23 protein-coding genes are annotated in these 22,884 nt (G+C 41.5%); 8 read left to right on the forward strand and 15 right to left on the reverse strand.

Annotated elements, in window-relative coordinates:
• Positions 1-282: 282 nt before the first annotated feature.
• The 10 genes from ACSFVZ_RS13350 to lrp form a co-directional block, all read right to left on the reverse strand.
• On the reverse strand, positions 283-687 hold the full coding sequence (locus tag ACSFVZ_RS13350; protein WP_435559050.1) for a LexA family protein: 405 nt from the start codon (positions 685-687) through the stop codon (positions 283-285).
• Between the two features lie 388 nt (positions 688-1,075).
• Entirely contained in the window at positions 1,076-2,398 is a 1,323-nt protein-coding gene (locus tag ACSFVZ_RS13355; RefSeq protein WP_235382486.1) for an ABC1 kinase family protein, read from the reverse strand.
• A 170-nt stretch (positions 2,399-2,568) separates the two neighbouring features.
• Positions 2,569-3,471: a sulfatase-like hydrolase/transferase gene (locus ACSFVZ_RS13360; RefSeq protein ID WP_435559051.1), complete on the reverse strand. Its 903-nt coding sequence runs from the start codon at positions 3,469-3,471 to the stop codon at positions 2,569-2,571.
• Between the two features lie 182 nt (positions 3,472-3,653).
• Complete coding sequence (locus ACSFVZ_RS13365) at positions 3,654-4,112, reverse strand: sulfatase-like hydrolase/transferase (protein ID WP_435559052.1); 459 nt, start codon at positions 4,110-4,112, stop codon at positions 3,654-3,656.
• A 173-nt stretch (positions 4,113-4,285) separates the two neighbouring features.
• Positions 4,286-5,590: a serine--tRNA ligase gene (gene serS, locus ACSFVZ_RS13370; protein ID WP_135925091.1), complete on the reverse strand. Its 1,305-nt coding sequence runs from the start codon at positions 5,588-5,590 to the stop codon at positions 4,286-4,288.
• Between the two features lie 9 nt (positions 5,591-5,599).
• Complete coding sequence (crcB, locus tag ACSFVZ_RS13375) at positions 5,600-5,986, reverse strand: fluoride efflux transporter CrcB (RefSeq protein ID WP_074989576.1); 387 nt, start codon at positions 5,984-5,986, stop codon at positions 5,600-5,602.
• The gene (locus tag ACSFVZ_RS13380; protein ID WP_435559053.1) at positions 5,979-7,316 is read right to left on the reverse strand and encodes a replication-associated recombination protein A; all 1,338 of its coding nucleotides are present in this window, start codon (positions 7,314-7,316) and stop codon (positions 5,979-5,981) included. The genes crcB and ACSFVZ_RS13380 overlap by 8 nt, the downstream gene beginning before the upstream one ends.
• A 3-nt stretch (positions 7,317-7,319) precedes the next feature.
• The gene (gene lolA, locus ACSFVZ_RS13385) at positions 7,320-7,946 is read right to left on the reverse strand and encodes an outer membrane lipoprotein periplasmic chaperone LolA (protein WP_435559054.1); all 627 of its coding nucleotides are present in this window, start codon (positions 7,944-7,946) and stop codon (positions 7,320-7,322) included.
• Positions 7,946-10,435, reverse strand: a complete 2,490-nt coding sequence (locus ACSFVZ_RS13390; RefSeq protein WP_435559055.1) for a DNA translocase FtsK — start codon at positions 10,433-10,435, stop codon at positions 7,946-7,948. The genes lolA and ACSFVZ_RS13390 overlap by 1 nt, the downstream gene beginning before the upstream one ends.
• 141 nt (positions 10,436-10,576) lie before the next feature.
• A complete protein-coding gene (gene lrp / locus ACSFVZ_RS13395; RefSeq protein WP_063704651.1) occupies positions 10,577-11,056 on the reverse strand; it encodes a leucine-responsive transcriptional regulator Lrp in 480 nt (159 codons plus the stop codon).
• Positions 11,057-11,198: 142 nt separating this feature from the next.
• On the opposite strand from lrp, the gene ald reads away from it, so the two are divergent.
• Positions 11,199-12,320 carry an alanine dehydrogenase gene (gene ald, locus ACSFVZ_RS13400; protein ID WP_135925100.1) on the forward strand — a complete coding sequence of 374 codons (1,122 nt, stop codon included), beginning with the start codon at positions 11,199-11,201 and terminating at the stop codon, positions 12,318-12,320.
• Between the two features lie 99 nt (positions 12,321-12,419).
• Here the strand turns inward: ald and rluB are convergent, their stop codons facing one another.
• From rluB to ACSFVZ_RS13420, 4 genes are all read right to left on the reverse strand, one after another.
• Positions 12,420-13,292 (reverse strand): 23S rRNA pseudouridine(2605) synthase RluB, encoded by an 873-nt coding sequence (gene rluB, locus ACSFVZ_RS13405; RefSeq protein WP_135925103.1) that lies wholly within the window; start codon positions 13,290-13,292, stop codon positions 12,420-12,422.
• The gene (gene scpB, locus ACSFVZ_RS13410; RefSeq protein WP_435559056.1) at positions 13,289-13,879 is read right to left on the reverse strand and encodes an SMC-Scp complex subunit ScpB; all 591 of its coding nucleotides are present in this window, start codon (positions 13,877-13,879) and stop codon (positions 13,289-13,291) included. The genes rluB and scpB overlap by 4 nt, the downstream gene beginning before the upstream one ends.
• Before the next feature lie 130 nt (positions 13,880-14,009).
• The gene (locus ACSFVZ_RS13415) at positions 14,010-14,531 is read right to left on the reverse strand and encodes an EF-hand domain-containing protein (protein WP_435559057.1); all 522 of its coding nucleotides are present in this window, start codon (positions 14,529-14,531) and stop codon (positions 14,010-14,012) included.
• Positions 14,532-14,737: 206 nt separating this feature from the next.
• Positions 14,738-15,172 (reverse strand): exonuclease III, encoded by a 435-nt coding sequence (locus ACSFVZ_RS13420; protein ID WP_135925109.1) that lies wholly within the window; start codon positions 15,170-15,172, stop codon positions 14,738-14,740.
• 246 nt (positions 15,173-15,418) lie between these two features.
• On the opposite strand from ACSFVZ_RS13420, the gene xthA reads away from it, so the two are divergent.
• The 3 genes from xthA to ACSFVZ_RS13435 are packed head-to-tail and all read left to right on the forward strand — an operon-like array spanning position 15,419 to position 17,669.
• On the forward strand, positions 15,419-16,228 hold the full coding sequence (gene xthA, locus ACSFVZ_RS13425) for an exodeoxyribonuclease III (RefSeq protein ID WP_054552965.1): 810 nt from the start codon (positions 15,419-15,421) through the stop codon (positions 16,226-16,228).
• On the forward strand, positions 16,225-16,875 hold the full coding sequence (locus tag ACSFVZ_RS13430) for an energy-coupling factor ABC transporter permease (RefSeq protein ID WP_135925113.1): 651 nt from the start codon (positions 16,225-16,227) through the stop codon (positions 16,873-16,875). The genes xthA and ACSFVZ_RS13430 overlap by 4 nt, the downstream gene beginning before the upstream one ends.
• A complete protein-coding gene (locus tag ACSFVZ_RS13435; protein WP_138557371.1) occupies positions 16,872-17,669 on the forward strand; it encodes a putative RNA methyltransferase in 798 nt (265 codons plus the stop codon). The genes ACSFVZ_RS13430 and ACSFVZ_RS13435 overlap by 4 nt, the downstream gene beginning before the upstream one ends.
• Here ACSFVZ_RS13435 and yfbV read toward each other — a convergent pair.
• Positions 17,666-18,112 carry a terminus macrodomain insulation protein YfbV gene (gene yfbV / locus ACSFVZ_RS13440; protein WP_138557370.1) on the reverse strand — a complete coding sequence of 149 codons (447 nt, stop codon included), beginning with the start codon at positions 18,110-18,112 and terminating at the stop codon, positions 17,666-17,668. The two genes, ACSFVZ_RS13435 and yfbV, sit on opposite strands and share 4 nt — an antisense overlap.
• A 289-nt stretch (positions 18,113-18,401) precedes the next feature.
• Between yfbV and ACSFVZ_RS13445 the strand changes: the two genes are divergently transcribed.
• The 4 genes from ACSFVZ_RS13445 (at position 18,402) to ACSFVZ_RS13460 (ending at position 22,881) form a co-directional block, all read left to right on the forward strand.
• On the forward strand, positions 18,402-19,616 hold the full coding sequence (locus ACSFVZ_RS13445) for an acetate kinase (protein ID WP_435559058.1): 1,215 nt from the start codon (positions 18,402-18,404) through the stop codon (positions 19,614-19,616).
• Positions 19,617-19,620: 4 nt separating this feature from the next.
• Complete coding sequence (gene pta, locus ACSFVZ_RS13450) at positions 19,621-21,777, forward strand: phosphate acetyltransferase (RefSeq protein WP_435559059.1); 2,157 nt, start codon at positions 19,621-19,623, stop codon at positions 21,775-21,777.
• A gap of 210 nt (positions 21,778-21,987) precedes the next feature.
• A complete protein-coding gene (locus ACSFVZ_RS13455; protein WP_253040036.1) occupies positions 21,988-22,380 on the forward strand; it encodes an ACT domain-containing protein in 393 nt (130 codons plus the stop codon).
• A 3-nt stretch (positions 22,381-22,383) separates the two neighbouring features.
• Positions 22,384-22,881: a PTS glucose transporter subunit IIA gene (locus ACSFVZ_RS13460; RefSeq protein ID WP_138557368.1), complete on the forward strand. Its 498-nt coding sequence runs from the start codon at positions 22,384-22,386 to the stop codon at positions 22,879-22,881.
• Positions 22,882-22,884 lie beyond the last annotated feature (3 nt).

Consider the following 22,884-nt stretch of genomic DNA (forward strand, 5'->3'; position numbering starts at 1 on the left):
GCTGGTTTAGCGCCAAATGAATCAGAGGTTAGATACCAAGATTCTAAAACTGTGGCCAAAATTAGTTGACCACTACAATTGAGAATTTACAAGAAACGGCGAAAAGAAACATTAAAATGATCAGGGAAGACCAAAGTACTTTTAAAAATGGAAAATTACATGGCTTTTGGATTCAACAGTTAGCTAATGCTCAATTAAGTTTAGACAATTTAAAATAGATTTATACAAAGAATATAACCAAACTTAGTCCATGATAATTCTTCTTTTAATCTTTTAGCGTCTTTAATTACTAAACTCCAAACAAGGCTTATGCAACCTTATACTCCTGGTTACAACCCCTTCTAAGCAAAAATCATCCTCTGGTGAGACATATACGGGCTTGAACTCATCAGAGGCTGATAGCAGCAACCGATTGTCTTTATCGATGATCTTACATACAAAGCAGCCGTTGTAACTTGCAACAACAATATCACCGGTACTGGCATCAACGGCCCTATCAACTAACAGTAAGTCACCATCATAAATCCCTACTCCCTGCATAGACTGCCCTGAGGCAATTCCAATAAAGGTAACATCAGGATGCTTTATTAAAAGCTGATCAAGCGAAAGACCTAATTCTTTGCATTGAGCTGCTGGAGATTCAAAACCTGTAATACCAGCTTCAATATAGATTGGAATAACGAACATAAAAACAAAAAACCAAACACTGTACACTGTACACTGTACACTGTACACATATACAGTATGGTGAAAAATTTAACTGTCTGAAAGTGGATTTTGAAGTCGCTTGAACTTAGGCTTACACAATTAGATTTTCTAATATGTTGTTTAGGAAGGGCTTTATAAAAACGCTGAGAATTGCATTTGTAATAAGCACTTTAACCGCTTGATTTTACAAAAGTATAAAAATGAGAAAAATGCACTTTTGCCTGTATAAAAAACAGTGTTTAATTTTTAATATTACATAATTTCAATAGGTTAACTTAATTTTTAAGAAAGTCATAGGGTGTCAGGGGTCGCAGGTTCAAATCCTGCTATGCCGACCATTTTTTCTACACCCCAAACTCCCGCTCTATTATTTATCCCTCTGTGCTTTAAACTCCTTAAAAATACTGTTCACATTCACTTTTGCGCCTAGCTTTGCAGCGATTAAAAACAGGCCTGCTAGTTTTCTGTGTACGAATAAGGCATCTACGGGTGGTGCGTGCCAATGCTCTGAAGCGGTGCTCATTTTTAGGCCGAGCTCTTTGATTCGTTTTGGTAAGTCGCTATTTGCAAAGTCATACTCACCTTGGTGACGCAGTGGCTCGCAGGCAAGGAGAAATATATCAACGACATTATCTATATATTCTTGCGCAAGCCCTTGTTGAAAATAGCCAATTTGCTGTGCTGCTGTTGCAACACCTGCTCTGTCGTTACTAATCGCGGCAGATAATAACTGTAAGTAACCAGCACTAATATGCTGAGGTAGTTCGCGGGTGGCGCCAAAGTCTAAAAGTACTAAGCGTTGATTGTCGACTTGATATTGATAGTTGGCAAAGTTTGGATCTGTTTGAACTAATTTAAAGCTAAATAGCTCCTGTAAAAACAAGCTTACTAACTGCTGAGCAGCTTTATTACGTAGCGCTTGCTCTGTGTTTACCAGTTCATCGAGCTCTTGTCCTTCAACAAAACTCATGACTAAAACTTGAGAAGAACTAAGCGAATCTACCACAGTTGGAATAAGGTAATTGTCGTCACCCTTTAAACACTCGCTGTAGCGTTTTAAATAATTTGCTTCTAATTCGTAGTCAGCTTCGTTTATAAGCTGTTGTTTTGCTTCATCGATAAGAGGCTGTATTTCTACCTCTTTGGGTAATAAGCCACTGAGCTTCAGAAGGTAAGCTAAGTTATCAACATCACTAGCAATGCCTTTTGCAATACCTGGGTATTGCACTTTAACTGCTAACTTTTCGCCCGATTCTCGATAAGCAATATGCACTTGCCCTATTGATGCCGCAGCAAATGGTCTGAGTTCAAAATGCGATAATTGCTCTAACCACGCATCACCCCAATGCTCACGCATTACTTTAACTAGCTGCTTTTGCGGCATAGGTGTCGCTTCTGAACGCAGCCTTGCTAAAATTGCAGATAGCTCAGGAGTAAGTAATTCGCCACTATCCATGGATAACAGCTGGCCCAATTTCATTGCGGCACCACGCAGGTTTGCAAGCTGTTCGGCAAAGCGCTGAATATTTTTGGGCTGTAACAGTAACTCTTGTCGTGATGTTTGCTTGCCCGTCGCCCATGCTTTTGTGCCTTCAAACAACATATTACCCGCCACTTTACTAGCTAAAGAGCCAAGCCGAACAGCGCGTGAAAACCGTGATGTTGGCACAGACTTTTGTTTATTACTCATAATGTTTCACACTATTAACTTAATGCTTTGAATACGTTGATTGCTCGGTTTTAGATCCACTTTAGCTTTTACAATCTTTTGCCCATTAGCATAAAACTAAAAAAGCCGCATGGTTTCCCGATGCGGCTATTTATTTAGATTAACAACTTAATAAATCGTTTTATTGAGTGTTACTGCTTACCAGACATCAACTGTTCCATCAGTTGGCTAAAGTCAAAGCTCGCTGCTTTTTGCAGTGGTGGATATTCAGTCAATGACTTAATGTGTTCACCAAGTAGATGTTGCACAGGCTCATTTAGCCATTGCTTAGCTTGCACAATGTCTGAACGGTCTGTTAAGCCATCAAAGCTTTCAAATGGGTCCATACGTAAGTTATAGATGATCGGGAACTTTTGCTTTTCGTACTGAGCGTAATAGTTTTCGCTTGTTTCGAAATGAAGCTTCCACTGTTTGTAACGTACGGCTTTAATGCTTGATTCGTAATAATACAGAAAACTATCACGCGCACTTTCGTCTGTTTTACCTAACCAGTAATCTAAGTTGTTTACGCCATCAATCGGTTGCTTGTGTTCTTTAAGCGCTTTTTTCACGATATTTGGTTCACCCGCTGCTGCTGCAAGGGTTGTGTAAATATCCATGTGCGATTGAATACCCGTTAGTATCGTATTTGCAGGGACTTTACCTGGCCAACGAACAATCATAGGAACGCGTACGCCGCCTTCGTAAGTTGTCATCTTTTCACCACGGAAAGGTGTTGTACCGCCGTGTAATCGAGCGCTGTGCTCAGGACCATTATCTGTTGAGTAAATAACGATAGTGTTATCAAGTACACCCATATCATCTAGCGCAGCCATTAACTCACCCACTTGCTGGTCATGTTCAATTAGGCCACTGCCGTATAAATCATGCTCTGTGGTGTACTCTTCAGCTAAATAACGACTTTCGTCACTTAAACGCGTATACATGTGCATACGACTTGGGTTAAACCAAACAAAGAAAGGTTTATCAGCTTTTTTTGCACGCTTGATAAAATCTAGGCTCGCAGCCATAAACTCTTTATCTACGTTTTTCATACGTTCGCGAGAAAGCTGGCCGGTATCTTCAATTTTTTGTTTACCTACTTTACCAAAACGTGGATCAACCGTTTTATCATCTACATTAGTTGCGTAAGTATGTAAAACACCTCGCGTACCATACTTTTTGAAAAATTCAGGGTCTTTTGGATAATCACGTTGCTCGAATTCTTCTTGCGTATTTAAGTGATATAAGTTTCCAAAAATTCATCAAAACCATGAACGGTTGGTAAGTGCTCGTTGCGATCACCTAAGTGGTTTTTACCAAATTGACCGGTAGCGTAACCTTGCTCTTTAAGAACTTCAGCAAGGGTATAAGAGCCCGCTTTTAAACCAAGCTCTGCGCCTGGTCTGCCAACAGTTGTCATGCCACTACGGATTGGGTACTGGCCGGTAATAAGGGCAGCGCGACCAGCAGTACATGATGGTTGTGCATAGTGATCGGTAAACATTGCACCTTCATGGGCAAGTTTATCAATATTTGGGGTTTTATAACCCATTGTACCTAGGCCATATGCACTGACGTTTTGCCAGCCTACATCATCGGGGAATATTATGAGGATATTGGGCTTATCTTTAGCAAAAGCGACAGAGCTTGCTAAATACAAAGCAGCAGATGCTACGGCGAGTAGTTTTTTCATAACAGCAGTCCTTCGTGTATTGTAATAAAATACTATGTGATTTAGTTTTAAAACTGATAGTACCTATTTTTAGTTTACTAAACATACTGCTTACCGCAATTAATTATTATCAAAAAATAAAAAAAACCGCATGGTTTCCCAATGCGGTTTCATAAAATGACTAAAAATTAAGCCTATTTAATTACTTCTAAGCCACCCATGTATGGACGTAATACTTTTGGCACGATGACCGAGCCGTCAGCTTGTTGGTAGTTTTCTAAGATTGCTACAAGGGTACGACCAACCGCTAAACCTGAACCGTTTAGTGTGTGAAGTAGCTCAGGTTTTTTCTCGCCTTGACGACGGAAACGCGCTTGCATACGACGTGCTTGGAAATCAACCATGTTTGAACATGATGAGATTTCACGATAGGTGTTTTGTGCAGGTAACCAAACTTCTAAATCGTAAGTTTTTGCTGCACCAAAGCCCATATCACCTGTACATAAAATCACTTTACGGTATGGCAGCTCTAATGCTTGTAAGATTTGTTCAGCGTGACCTGTTAGTTCTTCTAGTGCTTGCATTGAATCTTCAGGTTTTACTAGTTGTACTAATTCAACTTTGTCGAACTGGTGCTGACGAATAAGACCACGGGTATCACGGCCATAGCTACCCGCTTCACTACGGAAACATGGTGTATGTGCTGTTAAACGAATTGGTAAGTCGCTTTCGTCGTAAATTTCGTCACGAGCACTGTTAGTAAGCGGCACTTCCGCTGTAGGAATTAAGCTGAAACCTGGTTGTTGCTGACCGTCGTCATCAACTAAACCTAATGTGTGGAATAAGTCACCAGCAAACTTAGGTAATTGACTTGTGCCGTATAAGCTTGCGCTATTTACTAGGTAAGGCACATACATTTCTGTATAGCCATTTTGCTCTGTGTGCGTATCAAGCATAAACTGCGTAAGAGCACGATGCATACGTGCAACTTGACCGCGCATAACGGTAAAACGTGCACCACTGATCTTAACGCCCATTTCAAAGTCTAGGCCGTTAACATCTTGACCAACATCAACGTGATCTTTTACTTCAAAGTCGTATGACTTAGGCGTACCCCATGTTGAAATCTCAACGTTTTGATCTTCGTCTTCACCAACAGGTACTGATTCATCAGGTAAGTTTGGAATAGCAAGTGCAATTTGCTTAAGCTCTTCTAACACTGCATCTTGCTCTGCTTTAACGCTGTCTAGTTGGTCGCCAAGATTACTAACTGAATCAAGCAGCTGTTGTGCTTTTTCGTGCTCGCCTTTCGCTTTTGCTTGGCCGATAGCTTTGGAACTTGCATTACGCTCGCTTTGAAGTTCTTGCGTTTTTACTTGTAATGTTTTGCGTTTTTCTTCAAGAGCAGTCACTGCTGCAATATCAAGCTCGAAACCACGCGTTGCTAAACGTGCAGCCGCTTGTTCAATATCTTGACGTAAATATTTAGAATCTAACATGTTCGATTTTTAACCTTTTTGCATTACCAGCTGAAGGCCCAGCCAAGCCATAAATATACACACCACCACGTTTAAGGTGATATTGAGGGCCATTTTAAAAAAGTGACCTTGTTGCAATAGCAACAACGAATCCATTGAGAATGTTGAAAAGGTGGTCAATGCACCTAAAAAGCCAATACCAATTAAGGTTTTAGCTGGGCTAACAGCGATTATTTCTTTTTCAATCAAGCCGTACAAAATGCCCATTAACAATGAACCAAGAATATTAACTGTCAACGTGCCAAAAGGGAATCCCCTACCCAGCAGTTTTAGCATGGTTTCGCTAAGAAAATAGCGTAAACATGCTCCTGATGCACCACCTAGCGCAATCATCATGTAAAGTTTCAAACTATTCATAACGTTTAATATCACTTTGCTCGTTGCGCTGAGTTAAGTAGTCCAGCTTTTGTTTGATTTTTTGTTCAAGTCCACGTTCGGTTGGGAAGTAATACTGGCGATCATTAATTGCTTCTGGGAAGTACTTTTCGCCAGCCGCAAATGCACCTTCTTCATTGTGAGCATAACGATATTCAGCGCCATAACCTAAATCTTTCATTAAACTTGTTGGTGCATTGCGTAAATGCTCTGGCACAGGATAACTCGGCTCATTTTTAGCATCTTGTAGCGCTTGGTTAAACGCCATATACACAGCGTTACTTTTCGGTGCACTTGCTAAGTAAATAGTGGCTTGTGCAATAGCGCGCTCACCTTCACTTGGGCCAACACGTTGAAAAATATCCCACGCATTGAGTGCAACTTCCATTGCTCGCGGGTCAGCATTGCCAATATCTTCTGTGGCAATCGCTAATAAACGCCTAGCCACATAAAGTGGGTCGCCGCCACCGGCTAAAATACGGCAGTACCAATATAAGGCGCCATCAGGTGAACTTCCTCGTACTGACTTATGAAACGCTGAAATCAAGTCGTAAAACTCATCACCGCCTTTGTCGTATTTGGCTAAGTGAGTTGGCAGTACTTGGCTTAAAACATGTTGATCAACAAGATATTTACCCTGCTGCTCCGTGGTTAAATCAACCGCTTGTTCTAACAAGTTAAGTACTTTTCGCGCATCGCCATCACTTGCTTGGCAAAGCGCCTGTTTGGCGTTATCGGCAATTTCAATGTGTTTTTGGCTAAGCTCTACGTCTTCACGCAAGGCGCGCTCAATCACGGTAAATAAATCGGTTTGCTCAAGCGCTTTTAAAACATACACACGGGCACGAGACAATATCGCGTTATTGAGTGCAAATGATGGGTTTTCGGTGGTTGCGCCAACAAAAATAAAGGTGCCATCTTCGATATGTGGTAAGAATGCATCTTGCTGAGATTTATTAAAGCGGTGCACTTCGTCTACAAATAATAAAGTGCGTTGTCCTCGCCCAGCAAGGTTTGCTTTCGCTTCGCTTACTGCCTCACGAATATCCTTCACGCCTGCTGTAACAGCCGACATTTGAATAAGGCTTGCATCGGCATGGTTAGCAATAATTTGCGCTAAGGTAGTTTTACCAACGCCAGGCGGCCCCCACAAAATAAGGCTGTGGCATCGTCCAGCAAGAATCGCTTGGTAAAGAGGTTTGTCGGGGCTCAATAGGTGCTGCTGACCTATATAGTCATTCAGTGTTTCTGGTCGCATGCGCGCCGCGAGTGGGCGCACATCAGGGCCAAAATTAAATCCGAGGTTACTCAAGCCTTAATCACCTTGGCTTTGGTCGTCAACTTCCACGCCCTCAGGAATGGTAAATTCAAATGTTTGAGCTGCAAGCGCTTCGTTTACTTTGGCATCTTTAAAGGTAAATAAAGATTGCTGACCAGAGGTGTCTAATACAGTTAGTGATGCAAGACCTTGCTCTTTAGCATTAAAGGTAATATCTAACTTTTCAACTTGGCTCTCAACGCCTTTGTTCGGCGTGACACTAAAGCCTGCCTCTGTTGCCACAACTTGGTACTTTGCCCATTGCTCAGGATCTTTTGAGGTCAACAATACAAACGGTGTTGAATCAATTAGGCTGTGGGTATTCATAATGGTTACTTGTTCAGCAAAGCTGTCGAAGTAATAAGTTTTGTCGCCATTTGATACAAACAAGGTGTCATCTGGGCTTTGTTGTTGCCAGCGGATCATCATAGGCTGCTGAAGGGCAATGTTCCCCTCTCCTTGCATGATAGCTTCACCTTGAGAATCGGTCACTTGTTGCGAAAACTGTGCTTTAAAACTTTTAATCGCAGCCAGTTGTTGTTGCAACGCTTCGCTGTCGTCTGCAAAACTTTGACCGCTTAATAAACAGCCCATAATTAGGGCTAGGTATTTAATTTTTTTCATTAATTTGCTCCACCATTTGGCACTAAGACTTCGCGGGCACCGTTATGACCCGGTGCGCTAACAATGCCTGATGTTTCCATTTGTTCAACTAAGCGAGCTGCGCGGTTATAACCTACGCGAAGCTTACGCTGCACACTCGACACCGACACTTTACCGGTTTCAATTACAAATGATACTGCTTCATCGTAAAGCGGATCTGACTCTTCATCACCGTCTTCACTGGTTTCTCCAGGTAGTAAAATTTCTTCTGTGGCATCACCACTTAAAATTTCATCTATATAATTTGGTTTACCACGTTTTTTCCAATCATCTACAACCGCGTGAACTTCGTGGTCGTCTACAAACGCGCCATGTACACGCACTGGCACACTGGTACCCGGCGGTAAGTAAAGCATGTCACCCATACCCAGTAAGTTTTCGGCACCTTGCTGATCTAAAATGGTACGCGAGTCAATTTTACTTGAAACTTGGAACGCCATACGCGTTGGAATATTCGCTTTAATTAAACCTGTAATAACGTCAACCGATGGGCGCTGTGTTGCTAGCACTAAATGAATACCTGCAGCACGAGCTTTTTGTGCAATACGAGCAATCAGCTCTTCCACTTTTTTACCCACGATCATCATCATGTCGGCAAATTCGTCTATCACCACCACAATACTTGGCAATTTACCAAGCTCTTCAGGGCCATCGGCCATGCCATCTGTGTCTTTAAAAAGTGGGTCTAAAATAGGGTGACCCGCTTCTTTCGCATCAAGCACTTTTTGGTTGTAACCTTTTAAGTTACGCACCCCAAGCGCCGACATTAGCTTATAACGACGTTCCATTTCACCTACACACCAACGCAATGCATTGGCTGCTTCTTTCATGTCGGTAACAACTTCACATAATAAATGTGGGATGCCTTCGTACACCGAAAGTTCAAGCATTTTCGGGTCAATCATGATCATACGAACATCATCAGGGCCCGATTTGTACAGTAAGCTTAATATCATTACATTAACGCCCACTGACTTACCTGAACCTGTGGTACCTGCAACGAGTAAATGCGGCATTTTGCCAAGGTCAGCACATACTGGCTCACCAGCAATGTCTTTGCCTAACACCATGGTGAGTGGTGATGGGTTTGATTCAAATTTAGGTGCGTTAATAACTTCACTTAGACGCACGATTTCACGGTGTTTGTTAGGTAGCTCTAAACCAACATAGGTTTTACCCGGAATAACCTCTACAACACGAACACTCACAGCAGACAGTGAACGCGCTAAATCTTTAGCAAGGCCAGTGATTTTAGCTACTTTAATACCCGGCGCTAAATCAAGCTCAAAACGCGTTACTACCGGACCTGGGTACACACCCACAACTGCAGCTTGAATGTTAAAATCAAGTAATTTGGTTTCAACTAGACGCGAAATACCATCAAGCTCTTCTTGCGATAATGGGTTTTTCGCTTTATCTGGGCGGTCTAATAAATCAAGTGATGGTAACGGGTTTGTAGGCGGCTGCTCATCTAGTAAGGCTTCAAACTTTTCTTTTGCCGTTGGCGGTGGCTGGTACGCAGGTTTTGCATTAGGCATTGGGCGCGCAGGCGACACAACCGTTGTTACAGGTTTTTCTGGCTCAACGACCGGGCTTTGATCAAGCGCATTAAGTGCCGATACAGTATCGAATGATTCGTCATCAAGCGCACTAAAGCCAATTTCTTGGTCAAGAATATCGTCAAGCTCATCAAAACCTTCAAATTCATCATCACTATTGCTTGGCTGTTTTTTCTGTGTTTGTGATGGCTTTGTTGCTGGCTCGTCTATGTCATCGAAACCTATAGCTGGGTTGCTATCTTGCTGTTCAAAGTTAGCGTCAGGCTCGGCTGACGTTGGTTTAACCGCTTCTCTTTCGCGATTTAACCATGCAGAAAACTGCGCGCGTAAGAAGTAGAATATTTTCATCACCCACTTACCAACAAAGTCAACAAACTGAACCCAAGAAACTCCAGTTAGTAGCGTTAGGCCGGCAAAAAAGAAACACAACAATAAAATAGAGGTGCCAGTGAAATTAAAAGTTGGCATCATGGCTGTGGCAATCACATCACCTACTACCCCGCCCGATGAAAAATTATATATGTCATCAAAATTGATGCTACTAATTGCCGTGGCTGAGGTAATGAATAATGCAAAGCCAATGACTCTTAGAGCAAGCGTGGTGTAGTCAAGCTGTAAAATACGATGAGGTTGTTTAAACAGTAAATAGCCAAACAGCTGAATGGCTACCGGCACAAGATAAGCTAGCCAGCCAAAACTAAGCAAAAGGATATCCGCAATCCATGCACCTGCGGTGCCGGTAATATTCTTAACATTAACAAATTCACCGGTTTGCGACCAAGAAGGATCGGCTGGATCAAAACTGATTAATGCACATAAAATAAATACTGCTGCAAAGGTACTAATAATTAGCCCCGTTTCTAACAGTCTTTGAACACCATTTAGGCGCATAGCTCCCTATTCCTTATTACTCTTTACTCATCGATTAGCAGTGAAATACCTTAGCAGGAAATGCCGTTTGATGCACTTTATCTTAACCTTGATGGACTGATAATGAACAAGTTTTTGTTACTCAATGTGTATTTTAACAGTTTAGGCAATATATGGGCGAATAATGACCCCTTGCTCACCTTTTACTTCTTCCATTACCACATAGGTCCGGCTTTCACTGACATTAGGTAGTTTTAGTAGAATATCCCCTAAAACATTTCGATATTCCGACATGTCGTTTACCCGCGTTTTTAATAGAAAGTCGAAATTACCTGATACTAAATGGCATTCAATAATTTCATCGTGCTTTTTAACTGCAGCGTTAAATTCTTCAAATACATCGGGTGATGTTTTAGTGATAGTCACTTCTACATAAACCGACAAACCTTGCCCGAGTTTTGCTGGATCTACCACGGCTTTATAACCGAGTATGTACCCTTCCCTTTCGAGCTTTTTTACCCGCTCTAAACAGGGTGTTGCACTTAGGCCTACACGCCTTGCCAGCTCTACGTTAGAGATCCGACCATCGAGCTGTAATTCCATTAAAATTTTACGGTCAATTCGGTCGAGTAATTGGTGCATAAGACAAACCAGAGTTTTAAACTGTTAAAATTAATTTTTTAGATTATATCACTAGAATATAACTTAAAAAAGGTGAGACACACTGGCATGTCATGAATATAATAGTCAAAAATTTTATCCCGTTCTATTAAGGCGAAAAACTATGATTATTGGTGTACCTAAAGAAATTAAAAACCATGAATACCGTGTAGGTATGGTTCCTGCGAGTGTTCGTGAACTAGTAAACCATGGCCACCAAGTGTTTGTTGAAACTGATGCAGGTATGGGCATTGGCTTCACTAACGAAGATTATGTTGCAGCTGGTGCTGAAATTTTACCAACCGCTGCTGACGTTTTTGCTAAAGCTGAAATGATCGTTAAAGTAAAAGAGCCTCAAGCTGTTGAGCGTGCAATGTTACGCGAAGACCAAATTCTATTTACTTACCTTCACTTAGCACCGGATCTTCCACAAACTGAAGACCTAGTTAAAAGCGGCGCAATCTGTATCGCTTACGAAACTGTAACTGACGCTCGTGGCGGTTTACCTCTTCTTGCTCCTATGAGTGAAGTTGCTGGTCGTATGTCTATCCAAGCTGGTGCACAAGCGCTTGAAAAATCAAACCACGGCCGTGGTATGTTACTGGGTGGTGTACCTGGTGTTGAGCCAGCAAAAGTTGTTGTTATCGGTGGCGGCATGGTTGGTCGTAGCGCAGCGCAAATGGCAGTTGGCCTAGGTGCTGATGTTGTTGTTCTTGACCGTAACATCGACGTATTACGTGCATTAGACGCACAGTTCGGTAACAAAGTTAAAGCTATTTACTCTACTGCTGATGCGTTAGAAAAACACGTACTAGAAGCTGACCTTGTGATCGGTGGCGTACTAATCCCAGGTGCAGCAGCGCCTAAACTAGTTACAGCTGAGCACATCAAAGCAATGAAGCCTGGTTCTGCTATCGTTGATGTTGCAATCGACCAAGGTGGTTGTATCGCTACTTCTAAAGCAACAACTCACGCAGATCCTACTTACATCGTTGATGACGTTGTTCACTACTGTGTTGCTAACATGCCAGGTGCTGTACCACGTACTTCTACGTTTGCACTTAACAACGCAACATTACCGTATATCATCAACCTTGCTAACAAAGGCTATAAGAAGGCGCTTCTTGATGATGCACATTTCTTAAAAGGCTTAAACGTGATCAAAGGCCAAGTTACTTATAAAGAAGTAGCTGAAGCTTTCAACATGGAATATGTTGACCCACGTACAGCGGTTGAAAATGCTTAATTAGCATTGTGCTCGAAACAAAAAAAGCAGCGAAATCGCTGCTTTTTTTATGCCTGTTTGCAAATAAATCAGTTTATCTGCAAACAATGATATTGCTGATTAACGACGCTTAGTTTGTTTAGCGCGTTGATTGTGCTTTTTAACCGCCTTACGGATTTGGTTAATTTTAGCACGCTTGTCTTTACGTTTTTCAGGAATAGCCGACAACTTAGTTTGTGTTTCGCGACCTAACTGTACAGTTTTACGTAAATAGTTAACGGTATCTAAATCAAGCTCAGCCCAACCACCTTGTGGTAAACGCTTATCAAGCTCTAACTTACCGTAACGAATACGAATAAGACGAGAAACTTCTACATCTTGCGATTGCCATAAACGACGTACTTCGCGGTTACGTCCCTCAGTCAACGTAACATTAAACCAACGGTTGATACCTTCACCACCCATAGGTTTAATATTTAAAAATTTTGCTGGACCATCTTCAAGCTCAACACCTTTTGTTAAAGTGCGTAGCGTTTCGTTAGTCACTTCCCCAAACACTCGCGCTGAGTATTCACGCTCAACTTCGTAACTTGGATGCATTAAACGGTTAGCAAGTTCACCATCGTTAGTAAAAAGCATTAAACCTGCAGTGTTGATATCTAATCGACCTACCGCAATCCAACGTTCGCCATCAACGCGTGGTAAACGATCAAATACCGTACGACGGCCTTCAGGGTCTTTACGTGTACATAACTCGCCTTCTGGTTTGTTATACATAAGTACACGACAAATACGCTCAGCTTTGTCTTCAATTTTCACAACGTGACCATCAACACGGATTACATCGCTTGCCTCTACACGGTCACCTAAACGGGCAACTTTACCGTTAACACTTACGCGGTTGGCATCAATGTATTTTTCCATTTCACGACGTGAACCCACACCAGCACGGGCTAATACTTTTTGTAACTTTTCAGTTTCTAAATTACTCATTCAGATAGTTCTCTCACAGAAGGATCGCTCAATAACTGGTTGATTTTACTTTCCTGAAGCTCAGGCAGTGGTGGTAATTCATCTAAACCAGCTAATGAAAAATAGTCTAAAAAAGCAGCAGTGGTGGCGTACAAGGCAGGACGCCCCGGCACTTCTTTGTGGCCAACAACTCTTATCCACTCTCTTTCTAATAATGTTTTAATTATCCCTGAGCCAACTGTAACCCCCCGTACTTGTTCAATCTCACCACGGGTTATGGGTTGTCTATAGGCAATCAAGGATAAAGTTTCTAATAGTGCTCTTGAGTATTTCGGTGCTCGCTCTTGCCATAAGTTTGCAAGCCAAGGTGCTAAACTTGCACATGCTTGAAACCGATAACCGCTGCCAACGGCAACAAGCTTAATGCCTCGAGTTTGATAATGCGTTTGAATTTGGTCAATTGCATTATTTATGCGTGGCATAGATACGCTTAAATCAGCTAATACTGTATCTTTTAAATGACGCTTAGACACGGGCTTCCCGGCAACAAAAATCGCGGCTTCTATGATTTCGACTAATTGTTCATCACTGATACGTTTTGCGGCCATTGCTACTAAAGGTCATTTTTACTCACTAACGCTCTATTATGACAGAAGTCGACCAAGGTTGGAAAAATTATTATAAAAAAGCCAGCGTAAAACACTGGCTTTATGGGTATTTAATAGCTGCTTTATAAAATTAGCTCTTGTTAAGCATCTCTAACGCGTCGTCTTCGGCAACTTCACTGCCATATTTATTAATGTAACTAATAAACTCATTGCGGCTTACACGTTTATCTTTGTTGCTATCCATATAGCCAAAGTGATTTGCAATGTCGTCGTCATCCGCTTCTTCAATAGAAATATAGCCATTTTTATCGTTATCTAACGATTTAAAGTCATTTTCGATTGGGTCAAATTTAGCGATTTCAGCTTTAAATGCTGATTCAGATACCTCACTATCAGTTGCAACCTTGCCTGTATTTAACCGCATGTAAGCATTAAATTCAGTACGGCTGATTTGCTCATCCATATTGGTATCGATATTTGAAAAGTGCTCCCAAATAGCATCGTCGTCAGCTTCTACTTTAGAGATATAACCGTCGTTGTCATTATCTAGGCTGCCAAAATCGCTGTCGATTTTTGCTAAAGAGTTACTCGCAGAACAGGCTGATAGGCTTAATGCTGCTAAAATTGTTGATGCTAAAGTTAACTTTTTCATAAGACATTTCCTTGTAGTCGATTAGATTCACTTCAACTGTTACAAGTTGAATGCCAAAATGCCTTATTAGCTAAAATCAAGCACTTACAACCTAGTTAAGTTAAGGTAAAGCCTATGATTTAGCAAGCTTTTCATTAATTACTGTAATTTTTTCATAAAAAAAGCGCTCTAAAAAGCGCTTTTTCAATCTAACTGTAATGTTGCTATTAGATAGCTGCGTTTTGGTAACGCTTGACGAAATCTGTTACTGCTTCGCCATTACATTTTAAAGTATTTAAGTTACCAATTTTTTCACGCACAGGTGTTAAACCTTTTTTAAGTGCAGTGATACAAAGTTGAGTCTCTTTTTGCTCATTTTTAGCAAACACTTCAACAGCTGCCTTTGTTGCAGCTTCTTGTGATTGTGCTTTTTTAGCAATTTCACGGATGTCAGTACCGTTACATAAAATGCTCTTTGAAAAACGTGACATTGAAATGCCATGCTTTGCTGCTTCTTTACGTGCAGCGGTAAACCCTTCGTTCGCACTTAAGCTACATAACTTTGATTCAATACGGTTATCAGCTGAAAAGTAGTGCGGGTTGCTTGCTAATGAGCCAAATGAGATACATGCAAGAGAAAGCATCACTAATTGTTTTTTCATGGTTTACCTTTAAATAGTACATAATATGAACGGGTGATTTGCGCGCATTATATAACCAAAAATAAGTAGATCAACTGAATTATTTATTTAATTTAATTATTAATACTGAGTTAACAATGTTTTTAAAATAAGCAGCAATTGATCAACATTTATTCAATTTGATTTTCGTAATTTGCTCATGAATAAGCCCTATTTTGATGGTAGAATTGCGCTAAACGAATAAACAAAAATTCAGATAGGTAATCCATGAAGGTAATCTCATTTAACATTAACGGCCTGCGCGCCCGTTTACACCAGTTGCAAGCGGTGATTGATAAACATCAACCAGACATCATTGGCTTACAAGAAATCAAAGTGCATGATGAAGCCTTCCCGCTTGAGGATGTACAAAAAATGGGTTATCACGTTTATTTCCATGGTCAAAAAGCGCATTACGGCGTGGCAATGCTATGTAAGCAAGAACCTAAATCGGTTGTAAAAGGTTTTGCAACCGATACAGATGAATCACAACGTCGTATGATCAGCGTAACAGTGACTCAAGAAAATGGTCGCGATCTTACTGTAATGAATGGCTATTTCCCACAAGGCGATAATATTGCCCATGAAACCAAGTTCCCATATAAGCGTCAATTCTATAAAGATCTAATGACCCACTTAGAAGATAATCACACACCAGAGCAAGATGTTATTGTGATGGGCGACATTAATATTTCACCAACCGATCTCGACATTGGTATTGGAGAGCCTAACCGTAAGCGCTGGTTAAAAACGGGTAAATGTTCTTTTCAACCAGAAGAGCGTGAATGGCTAAGCACGTTATTAAACTGGGGCTTTAAAGATACCTTCCGTGAACTATACCCAGAAAAAACCGAACAATATTCGTGGTTTGATTACCGCTCAAAAGGTTTTGATGACAATCGCGGTTTACGTATTGATGTGATTTTAGCAACCCCAGCGCTTGCTGAGCGTTGTGTTGAGTCAGGTATCGATTACGAATTACGTGGTATCGAAAAACCATCTGATCATGCGCCAATTTGGTCAACATTTAACGCATGATAGAGACGATGCAATGGCAGCTCCCTTTGTGGAGCTGTGTGGCTTTAGTACTTTGGCTAAGCTTTGATAAGCAAAGCGCATCCCAATTATTGGCAACACCAATAAGACAAGTGGGTGTGCTCGCGTGTGCTTTAGTACTTGCAATATTATGGCGCATTAAAGCGGGAATATTGCCGGGCCTCGAATTGCATATATTAGGGGTCACCGCAGTGACCCTGATTTTAGGTTGGCGACTGGCTATTTTTGCAAGCAGCCTTGCAAGTCTACTGCTGGTGTTAGTCGCTCAGTTACCACTGCCCTTATTACCGGTGCATTTACTGTTTACGGCATTTATACCTATCACGCTGAGTTACTTGTGTTTTGTACTTTGCTATAGCTATTTACCAAGACACTTTTTTATTTATATCTTTTTATGCGCATTTTTAACCGCGGCTGTTATCGCTTGTATCAAAATACTTACCAGTGGTGTGTTTTATTACTTATTGGGTGATTACAGTTTTATTGAGATTTCAGAAAACTATCTCATTCTATGTGCCATAATTTGGTTTCCTGAAGCAATGCTCAATGGCATGGCTATTACCTTGTTGATCACCTATCGCCCGCACTGGGTTAAAACCTTTTATGATAAGGACTATTTAGACTCATGAGTCTTCACTATCACTGCCCGCTTTGCAAACTTGAACTTACGCTAACCGATAAAACTTACCGCTGTGACAACAACCATAGTTTTGATATCGCCAAAGAGGGTTATGTCAATTTACTACCCGTGCAAAATAAAAAGTCGAAACAACCGGGTGATAACCTTGAAATGGTGCAAGCACGCCGAGCTTTTTTAAGTGCGGGGCACTACCTTTTTTTACAGCAAGCTTTAGCTGAGTTAGTGGCATCACTTAAACCAAATACAGTAATTGATTTAGGATGTGGCGAAGGCTTTTATACCCAAGCAATAGCAGCGCAATCGAGTGCCGAAGTATATGGTGTTGATATTTCGAAGCCGGCGGTAAAATACGCGGCTAAGCGTTATGAAAATGCAAATTTTAGTGTTGCCTCGATTAGCCAAGCCCCTTTTGCTGACGCATCTGCCGATGTGCTTGTCAGTGTGTTTGCCCCCTTATTTGCACAAGAACTTGCTCGACTTGCCAAATCGCAAGGCAGTCTAATTGTCGCAAGCCCAGGACCTTGGCATCTTAAAGAATTAAAAGCGTTTATTTATACGGATGTAAAACCACATACAGAGATAGAGCCACCAGCAGGGTTTAGTAAAGAGTCAATAAACTTACTAGAGCAACAGGTGCTATTGCCTGTTGATGAGATTAAACATTTAATTATGATGACACCGTTTGCTTGGAAGTTTCGCCCAGAGCATTGGCAGCAGATAGAGCAACAAGGCCCACAAAAAGTAACGTTATCGTTTTATGTGAGCCAGTTTATTCGTGATTAAAAGTGTTCTTTTGTGAACGCTTTATCCATCTTTTCGAACATATCTTTTAAAAGTTGAGCTAAATCTGTGTAGCATGGTTTTTCAGTTGTGAGTTGTGACTGATAGCCATGCGCCTTCATTTTACTATGCAGCTCGGTATACCAACTTAACATGGCTGGTTCTAAGCGGGTTTGAGCGCGACGACCTAACCACAGTAAGCCTTGAAAAGGTAACGACAGAAAAAATAAAGCGATAGTGATAGCTTGAGGGAAGTAATCACTACCTAAATAGTTTACTTGCATGAACACTGTGAACATAGCCAGAATAGGCATGACTGTGATCGCCAAGTCAGTGGCTTTGATCACTCTGAATTCAGCAAACATTGGAGCTAGCTCTTGTCGCATTGGCCACTTTTTCGCGTACTGACGACCTGTTTGCACTTGTGACATGACACCTTTTTGCATCATCACTCCTCGGGTTTTCATACTGTTTCACAACTGAGTGTAACACACTCCCGGATACAATCCCTGCAAAACCTGTCCTCGTTTTTATAACAATTTATGTCATTGACACTAACGTTAATAGTCTAAATGAGATAAAATGTTATCGGCTTAAGTCAACGAGACTTTAGTATAATTACAGCCCACCTTTGTTAAGTGTAGCAACAAAATACTTATTTACTATACTGGCAAAGAATTCTAATTATCAAGCCTTAATATACACTGACTGATATCGTACTTTTAGGACCTAGCTATGCCAACGCCCCTTTACCCACCACACCATGTTTTAGTACTGAACTGTGGTAGTTCAAGTTTAAAATTTGCCATTTTAGATGCCACCACTTCTGACGAAGTTATTTCAGGTTTAGCTGAGCGCCTTGGCTCAGACACGCCTTCAATCAAATATAAATATAATGGTGAAAAAAAGCTGATTGAACTTGCTAAAGGTCAAGCCCACGATGCGGCGATTGCTGAATTGGTTAAGCTAGTCAATAACTTAGGTCTTGCAGATAATTTAATCGCTGTAGGTCATCGTGTGGTGCACGGTGGCGAGCATTTCACTGAATCTGTACTTATCGACGATGATGTACTTGCAGCTATTGAAAAAACAGCGACACTTGCACCACTTCATAACCCAGCAAACTTATTGGGTATTCGCACTGCAAAGCAAGCGTTCTCAGCGCTGCCACAAATTGCCGTGTTTGATACTGCGTTTCACCAAACCATGCCAAATATTGCTTACTTATATGCTTTGCCTTACTCGCTTTATAAAGAGCATGGCGTAAGACGCTATGGTTTTCATGGTACCAGTCATTATTACGTTGCTGGTGAAGCAGCAAAATTATTAGGCAAAGAGCGCGAGCAAACTAATGTGATCAGTGCACATTTAGGTAATGGTTGTTCAGTGTGTGCGATTAAAGATGGCAAGAGCGTAGATACCAGTATGGGTCTTACGCCGCTTGAAGGCTTAGTGATGGGTACTCGCAGTGGTAGCATCGATCCGGGTTTATTCACCTTTTTAACGCAGCAACTTAATTACACGGCTCAAGAAATTGATGATTTACTCAATAAGCAAAGTGGCTTGCTAGGTATTAGTGAATTATCAAATGACTGCCGCACTATCGAAGAAGCCGCCGTTGAAGGCCACCCGCAAGCAAACCTTGCACTCGATATCTTCTGTTACCGCTTAGCTAAACAAATAGCTGCTTTTTTAGTTCCTCTACAACGTTTAGATGCACTTATTTTTACCGGCGGTATCGGTGAAAACTCAGATATTATTCGTGACAAAGTCATCACTCAATTAGGCTTTTTAGGCCTTGAGTGTGATGAAGATGCAAACTTAGCGGCACGTTTTGGTAAAGAAGGCCTAATTTCAAAAGGTCAAGCACATGCGAAAGCGTTTGTGATCCCTACCAACGAAGAATGGGTGATTGCTAACGATGCAGCCCGTATTGCACAGGAGGCTTAAGTAAATGGCACATAGAATTATGTTGATCCCTATATCAACAGGGGTTGGTTTAACGTCTGTTTCTGTTGGTTTAGTCCGCGCGCTTGAGCAAAAAGCGCTAAAGGTTAACTTTTTTAAGCCAATCGCACAGCCTCGTTCTGGCGATACAGGCCCAGAAAAGTCAACGCAAATTGTCACCCATGGTTCGCCAATTAATCCACCTACACCATTTGAGCTGAGCTATGCAGAGCAAATGATTGGTGATGGTAAAGGCGACGACTTACTAGAAGAAATCGTAGAGCGCTTTGAAAGCACTATTAAAGAAGACGAAATTGCGATTATCGAAGGTATGGTGCCAACACGTCGTCAGCCTTATGCTGGCCGTGTAAACCGCGAAATCGCGCAAACACTGGGTGCTGATATTGTTTTTGTATTAACACCAAGCAACGATAGCAATGACCAAATTGAAGACCGTTTAGAAATCGCCTCTGGCAATTATGGCGGTGTTAACCACCCTCGCGTGCTAGGTTGTATTTTCAACAAAGTAAATGCTCCTTTAGATGACGAAGGTCGCGCACGTGCAGACCTTGTTGAGGCCCATGAGCCTGAGCAACTTGAAAACGAATTAAACCGTTTAGCATCACTGCCGATTTTCAGAAAGCACCCATTTAAGTTATTAGGTTCAATTCCGTGGGATTTCGACCTAGTAGCGCCGCGTGTGCGTGATTTATGTGAATACTTAAAAGCCGAAGTCATTAACCAAGGCGACATGGCTCACCGTCGTTTACGTCGTGTCACTTTCTGTGCGCGAACGGTTTCAAACATTTTAAGCCACTTTACCCCGGGTGCATTACTGGTAACACCAGGCGATCGCTCTGATGTATTAGTTGCGGCTTGTTTATCAGCCATGAATGGCACCAAGCTTGGGGCGATTTTATTAACCGGTGGCTTTAAGCCTGAAGATCGCATTATGAAATTGTGCGAGCAAGCCATGGATACAGGCCTGCCAATTCTTGCAACAGAGGAAGATACTTGGCGCACGTCTTTATTACTGCATAACTTCAATATGGAAGTACCATGTGATGATGACCAACGTATCGATAAAGTAAAAGATCATAACGCCAGCCATATCGACTCTGATTGGTTAGACAGCCTTGCAAAAAGTGTTGGCCGTACTCGTAAAATGTCACCGCCTGCGTTTCGTTTCTTACTAACAGACAAAGCTCGTCAAGCGAATAAAACCGTAGTTTTACCTGAAGGTAATGAGCCGCGTACGATTAAAGCTGCCGCAATTTGTGGCCAACGTGGTATTGCTAAAACAATCCTGCTTGGTGACAAAGAAGAGATTTTACGTATTGCAGAGCAACAAGGTGTAGAGCTCAACGATAACGTTACAATTATTGAACCGAGTGATGTAATTAACGATTACGTTGCGCCTATGGTCGAAATTCGTAAAAACAAAGGCTTAACTGAAGTTATCGCCCAAGAGCAACTACTCGACAATGTGGTACTTGGTACCATGATGCTTGAGCAAGGTAAAGTTGATGGCTTAGTTTCGGGCGCTGTTAACACCACTGCAAACACCATTCGCCCACCGTTACAGTTAATTAAAACTGCACCTGGCTCGTCGTTAGTCTCATCGGTATTCTTTATGCTGTTACCTGATCAAGTACTGGTTTATGGTGACTGTGCAATAAACCCAGACCCAACCGCAGAGCAGCTAGCCGATATTGCAATTCAATCAGCAGACTCAGCCGCCGCGTTTGGTATTGAGCCTCGTGTTGCAATGATCAGCTACAGTACGGGTACTTCGGGTTCAGGTGCTGACGTAGAAAAAGTGCGTGAAGCCACTAAGCTTGCCCAGCAAAAGCGCCCTGATTTAGTGATTGATGGCCCACTTCAGTACGACGCTGCAATTATGGAAAACGTTGCGATTAAGAAAGCTCCTGGCAGCCCTGTAGCAGGTAAAGCGACGGTGTTTGTATTCCCTGATTTAAATACCGGTAATACAACCTATAAAGCCGTGCAACGTAGTGCAGACTTAATTAGTATTGGTCCAATGCTGCAAGGTATGCGTAAGCCAGTAAATGACTTGAGCCGAGGTGCATTAGTAGACGATATTGTTTACACCATTGCCCTTACGGCGATTCAAGCTAAGCAAGTTGAAAGCTTAGAAAATTAACCCTTCAAAAATTAGGCTAATTTATAAATTCTTTATAAATTAGCCTATTACCTTCTTTATACTGAGCTATTCCCATATTTATCCACAGAATCTGTGGACAAGATTTAAAGGCTAAACTGAGCAAATCCCCAGCAATCAAAATTATTGCGCTTTATCTTAACTTTGTTTACCTATACTATAAATTCAAAGGCTTCAAAGATAGGATCACAGATGTCAAAACAAACGTTACAACTTCATAGTGAAGAACTTACCATTCATAGTTTAGATGTTGATGCAACGATTGATCCTGCCCTACTCCAACAAGCTATTTTCTTTATTGCTAAAACCGCCGATGAGCTATCAATTGTATGCCCAAGTTCCTTTTCAATAGACAGTTTAGATCAAGAAACTGATTGGCTAGCACTTGAAGTGATTGGCCCTCTTGGCTTTTCTTTAACGGGTATTATGGCGAACATTTCCGGTGTGCTTGCTAAAGCGTCAATTTCGATTTTTGCTTTATCAACGTACGATACCGATTATGTCTTGGTGAAAAAGCAAAGCATGGCAAAAGCCATTACAGCACTTAGAAAAGACGGTTACCATGTGATAGGTGACGTTAAATAAGCCATGAGTATCGACGTTCAATATTTGCCTGAGCGCAGCCTAAGAAAAGCGCGTTGTATGGCAATCAAAAGCCCTTTTACAGGTCGTGTTAAAAGTATGGCTGAACACCCAGAGCCTTTTTTTAGGTATGCCACCGTTGGTCCTGGGATTTGTGTAGAACTAACGAGCCACAATATTATTGCCCCTTTCGATGGCACACTATTACAAGTTAAAAATGCAGGAAAAGAATATATTTTACAGGCCAAAAATGGTTTGAAAATATTATTAAATTTATCGTTTTCATCTATAGAAGAGCATATTAGCCACACCAACATTGCTAAGCTAAATGGCAGTAAAATTAGCCAAGGTGAGCGATTAGCCTATTTTGACCTACGCGAGCTAAGCAGCCCTATGCTAGGCACAGTTTGCGTGCTCAACAGCCATAATCTTGGCCCCCTTTATTATTCACTATCTCAGGTCATTGCTGGGGTAGATACTTTACTCACTGTAACTAAAAAGTAGAAT

This window comes from Pseudoalteromonas nanhaiensis (genome assembly GCF_051235485.1).
Lineage (GTDB): Bacteria > Pseudomonadota > Gammaproteobacteria > Enterobacterales > Alteromonadaceae > Pseudoalteromonas > Pseudoalteromonas lipolytica_C.

Coding starts and splice junctions, on each gene's coding strand:
- ACSFVZ_RS13350 (WP_435559050.1), bottom strand. CDS start 687: ATGTTCGTTATTCCAATCTATATTGAAGCTGGTATTACAGGTTTTGAA.
- ACSFVZ_RS13355 (WP_235382486.1), bottom strand. CDS start 2,398: ATGAGTAATAAACAAAAGTCTGTGCCAACATCACGGTTTTCACGCGCT.
- ACSFVZ_RS13360 (WP_435559051.1), bottom strand. CDS start 3,471: ATGAAAAACGTAGATAAAGAGTTTATGGCTGCGAGCCTAGATTTTATC.
- ACSFVZ_RS13365 (WP_435559052.1), bottom strand. CDS start 4,112: ATGAAAAAACTACTCGCCGTAGCATCTGCTGCTTTGTATTTAGCAAGC.
- serS (WP_135925091.1), bottom strand. CDS start 5,590: ATGTTAGATTCTAAATATTTACGTCAAGATATTGAACAAGCGGCTGCA.
- crcB (WP_074989576.1), bottom strand. CDS start 5,986: ATGAATAGTTTGAAACTTTACATGATGATTGCGCTAGGTGGTGCATCA.
- lolA (WP_435559054.1), bottom strand. CDS start 7,946: ATGAAAAAAATTAAATACCTAGCCCTAATTATGGGCTGTTTATTAAGC.
- ACSFVZ_RS13390 (WP_435559055.1), bottom strand. CDS start 10,435: ATGCGCCTAAATGGTGTTCAAAGACTGTTAGAAACGGGGCTAATTATT.
- lrp (WP_063704651.1), bottom strand. CDS start 11,056: ATGCACCAATTACTCGACCGAATTGACCGTAAAATTTTAATGGAATTA.
- ald (WP_135925100.1), top strand. CDS start 11,199: ATGATTATTGGTGTACCTAAAGAAATTAAAAACCATGAATACCGTGTA.
- rluB (WP_135925103.1), bottom strand. CDS start 13,292: ATGAGTAATTTAGAAACTGAAAAGTTACAAAAAGTATTAGCCCGTGCT.
- scpB (WP_435559056.1), bottom strand. CDS start 13,879: ATGGCCGCAAAACGTATCAGTGATGAACAATTAGTCGAAATCATAGAA.
- ACSFVZ_RS13415 (WP_435559057.1), bottom strand. CDS start 14,531: ATGAAAAAGTTAACTTTAGCATCAACAATTTTAGCAGCATTAAGCCTA.
- ACSFVZ_RS13420 (WP_135925109.1), bottom strand. CDS start 15,172: ATGAAAAAACAATTAGTGATGCTTTCTCTTGCATGTATCTCATTTGGC.
- xthA (WP_054552965.1), top strand. CDS start 15,419: ATGAAGGTAATCTCATTTAACATTAACGGCCTGCGCGCCCGTTTACAC.
- ACSFVZ_RS13430 (WP_135925113.1), top strand. CDS start 16,225: ATGATAGAGACGATGCAATGGCAGCTCCCTTTGTGGAGCTGTGTGGCT.
- ACSFVZ_RS13435 (WP_138557371.1), top strand. CDS start 16,872: ATGAGTCTTCACTATCACTGCCCGCTTTGCAAACTTGAACTTACGCTA.
- yfbV (WP_138557370.1), bottom strand. CDS start 18,112: ATGCAAAAAGGTGTCATGTCACAAGTGCAAACAGGTCGTCAGTACGCG.
- ACSFVZ_RS13445 (WP_435559058.1), top strand. CDS start 18,402: ATGCCAACGCCCCTTTACCCACCACACCATGTTTTAGTACTGAACTGT.
- pta (WP_435559059.1), top strand. CDS start 19,621: ATGGCACATAGAATTATGTTGATCCCTATATCAACAGGGGTTGGTTTA.
- ACSFVZ_RS13455 (WP_253040036.1), top strand. CDS start 21,988: ATGTCAAAACAAACGTTACAACTTCATAGTGAAGAACTTACCATTCAT.
- ACSFVZ_RS13460 (WP_138557368.1), top strand. CDS start 22,384: ATGAGTATCGACGTTCAATATTTGCCTGAGCGCAGCCTAAGAAAAGCG.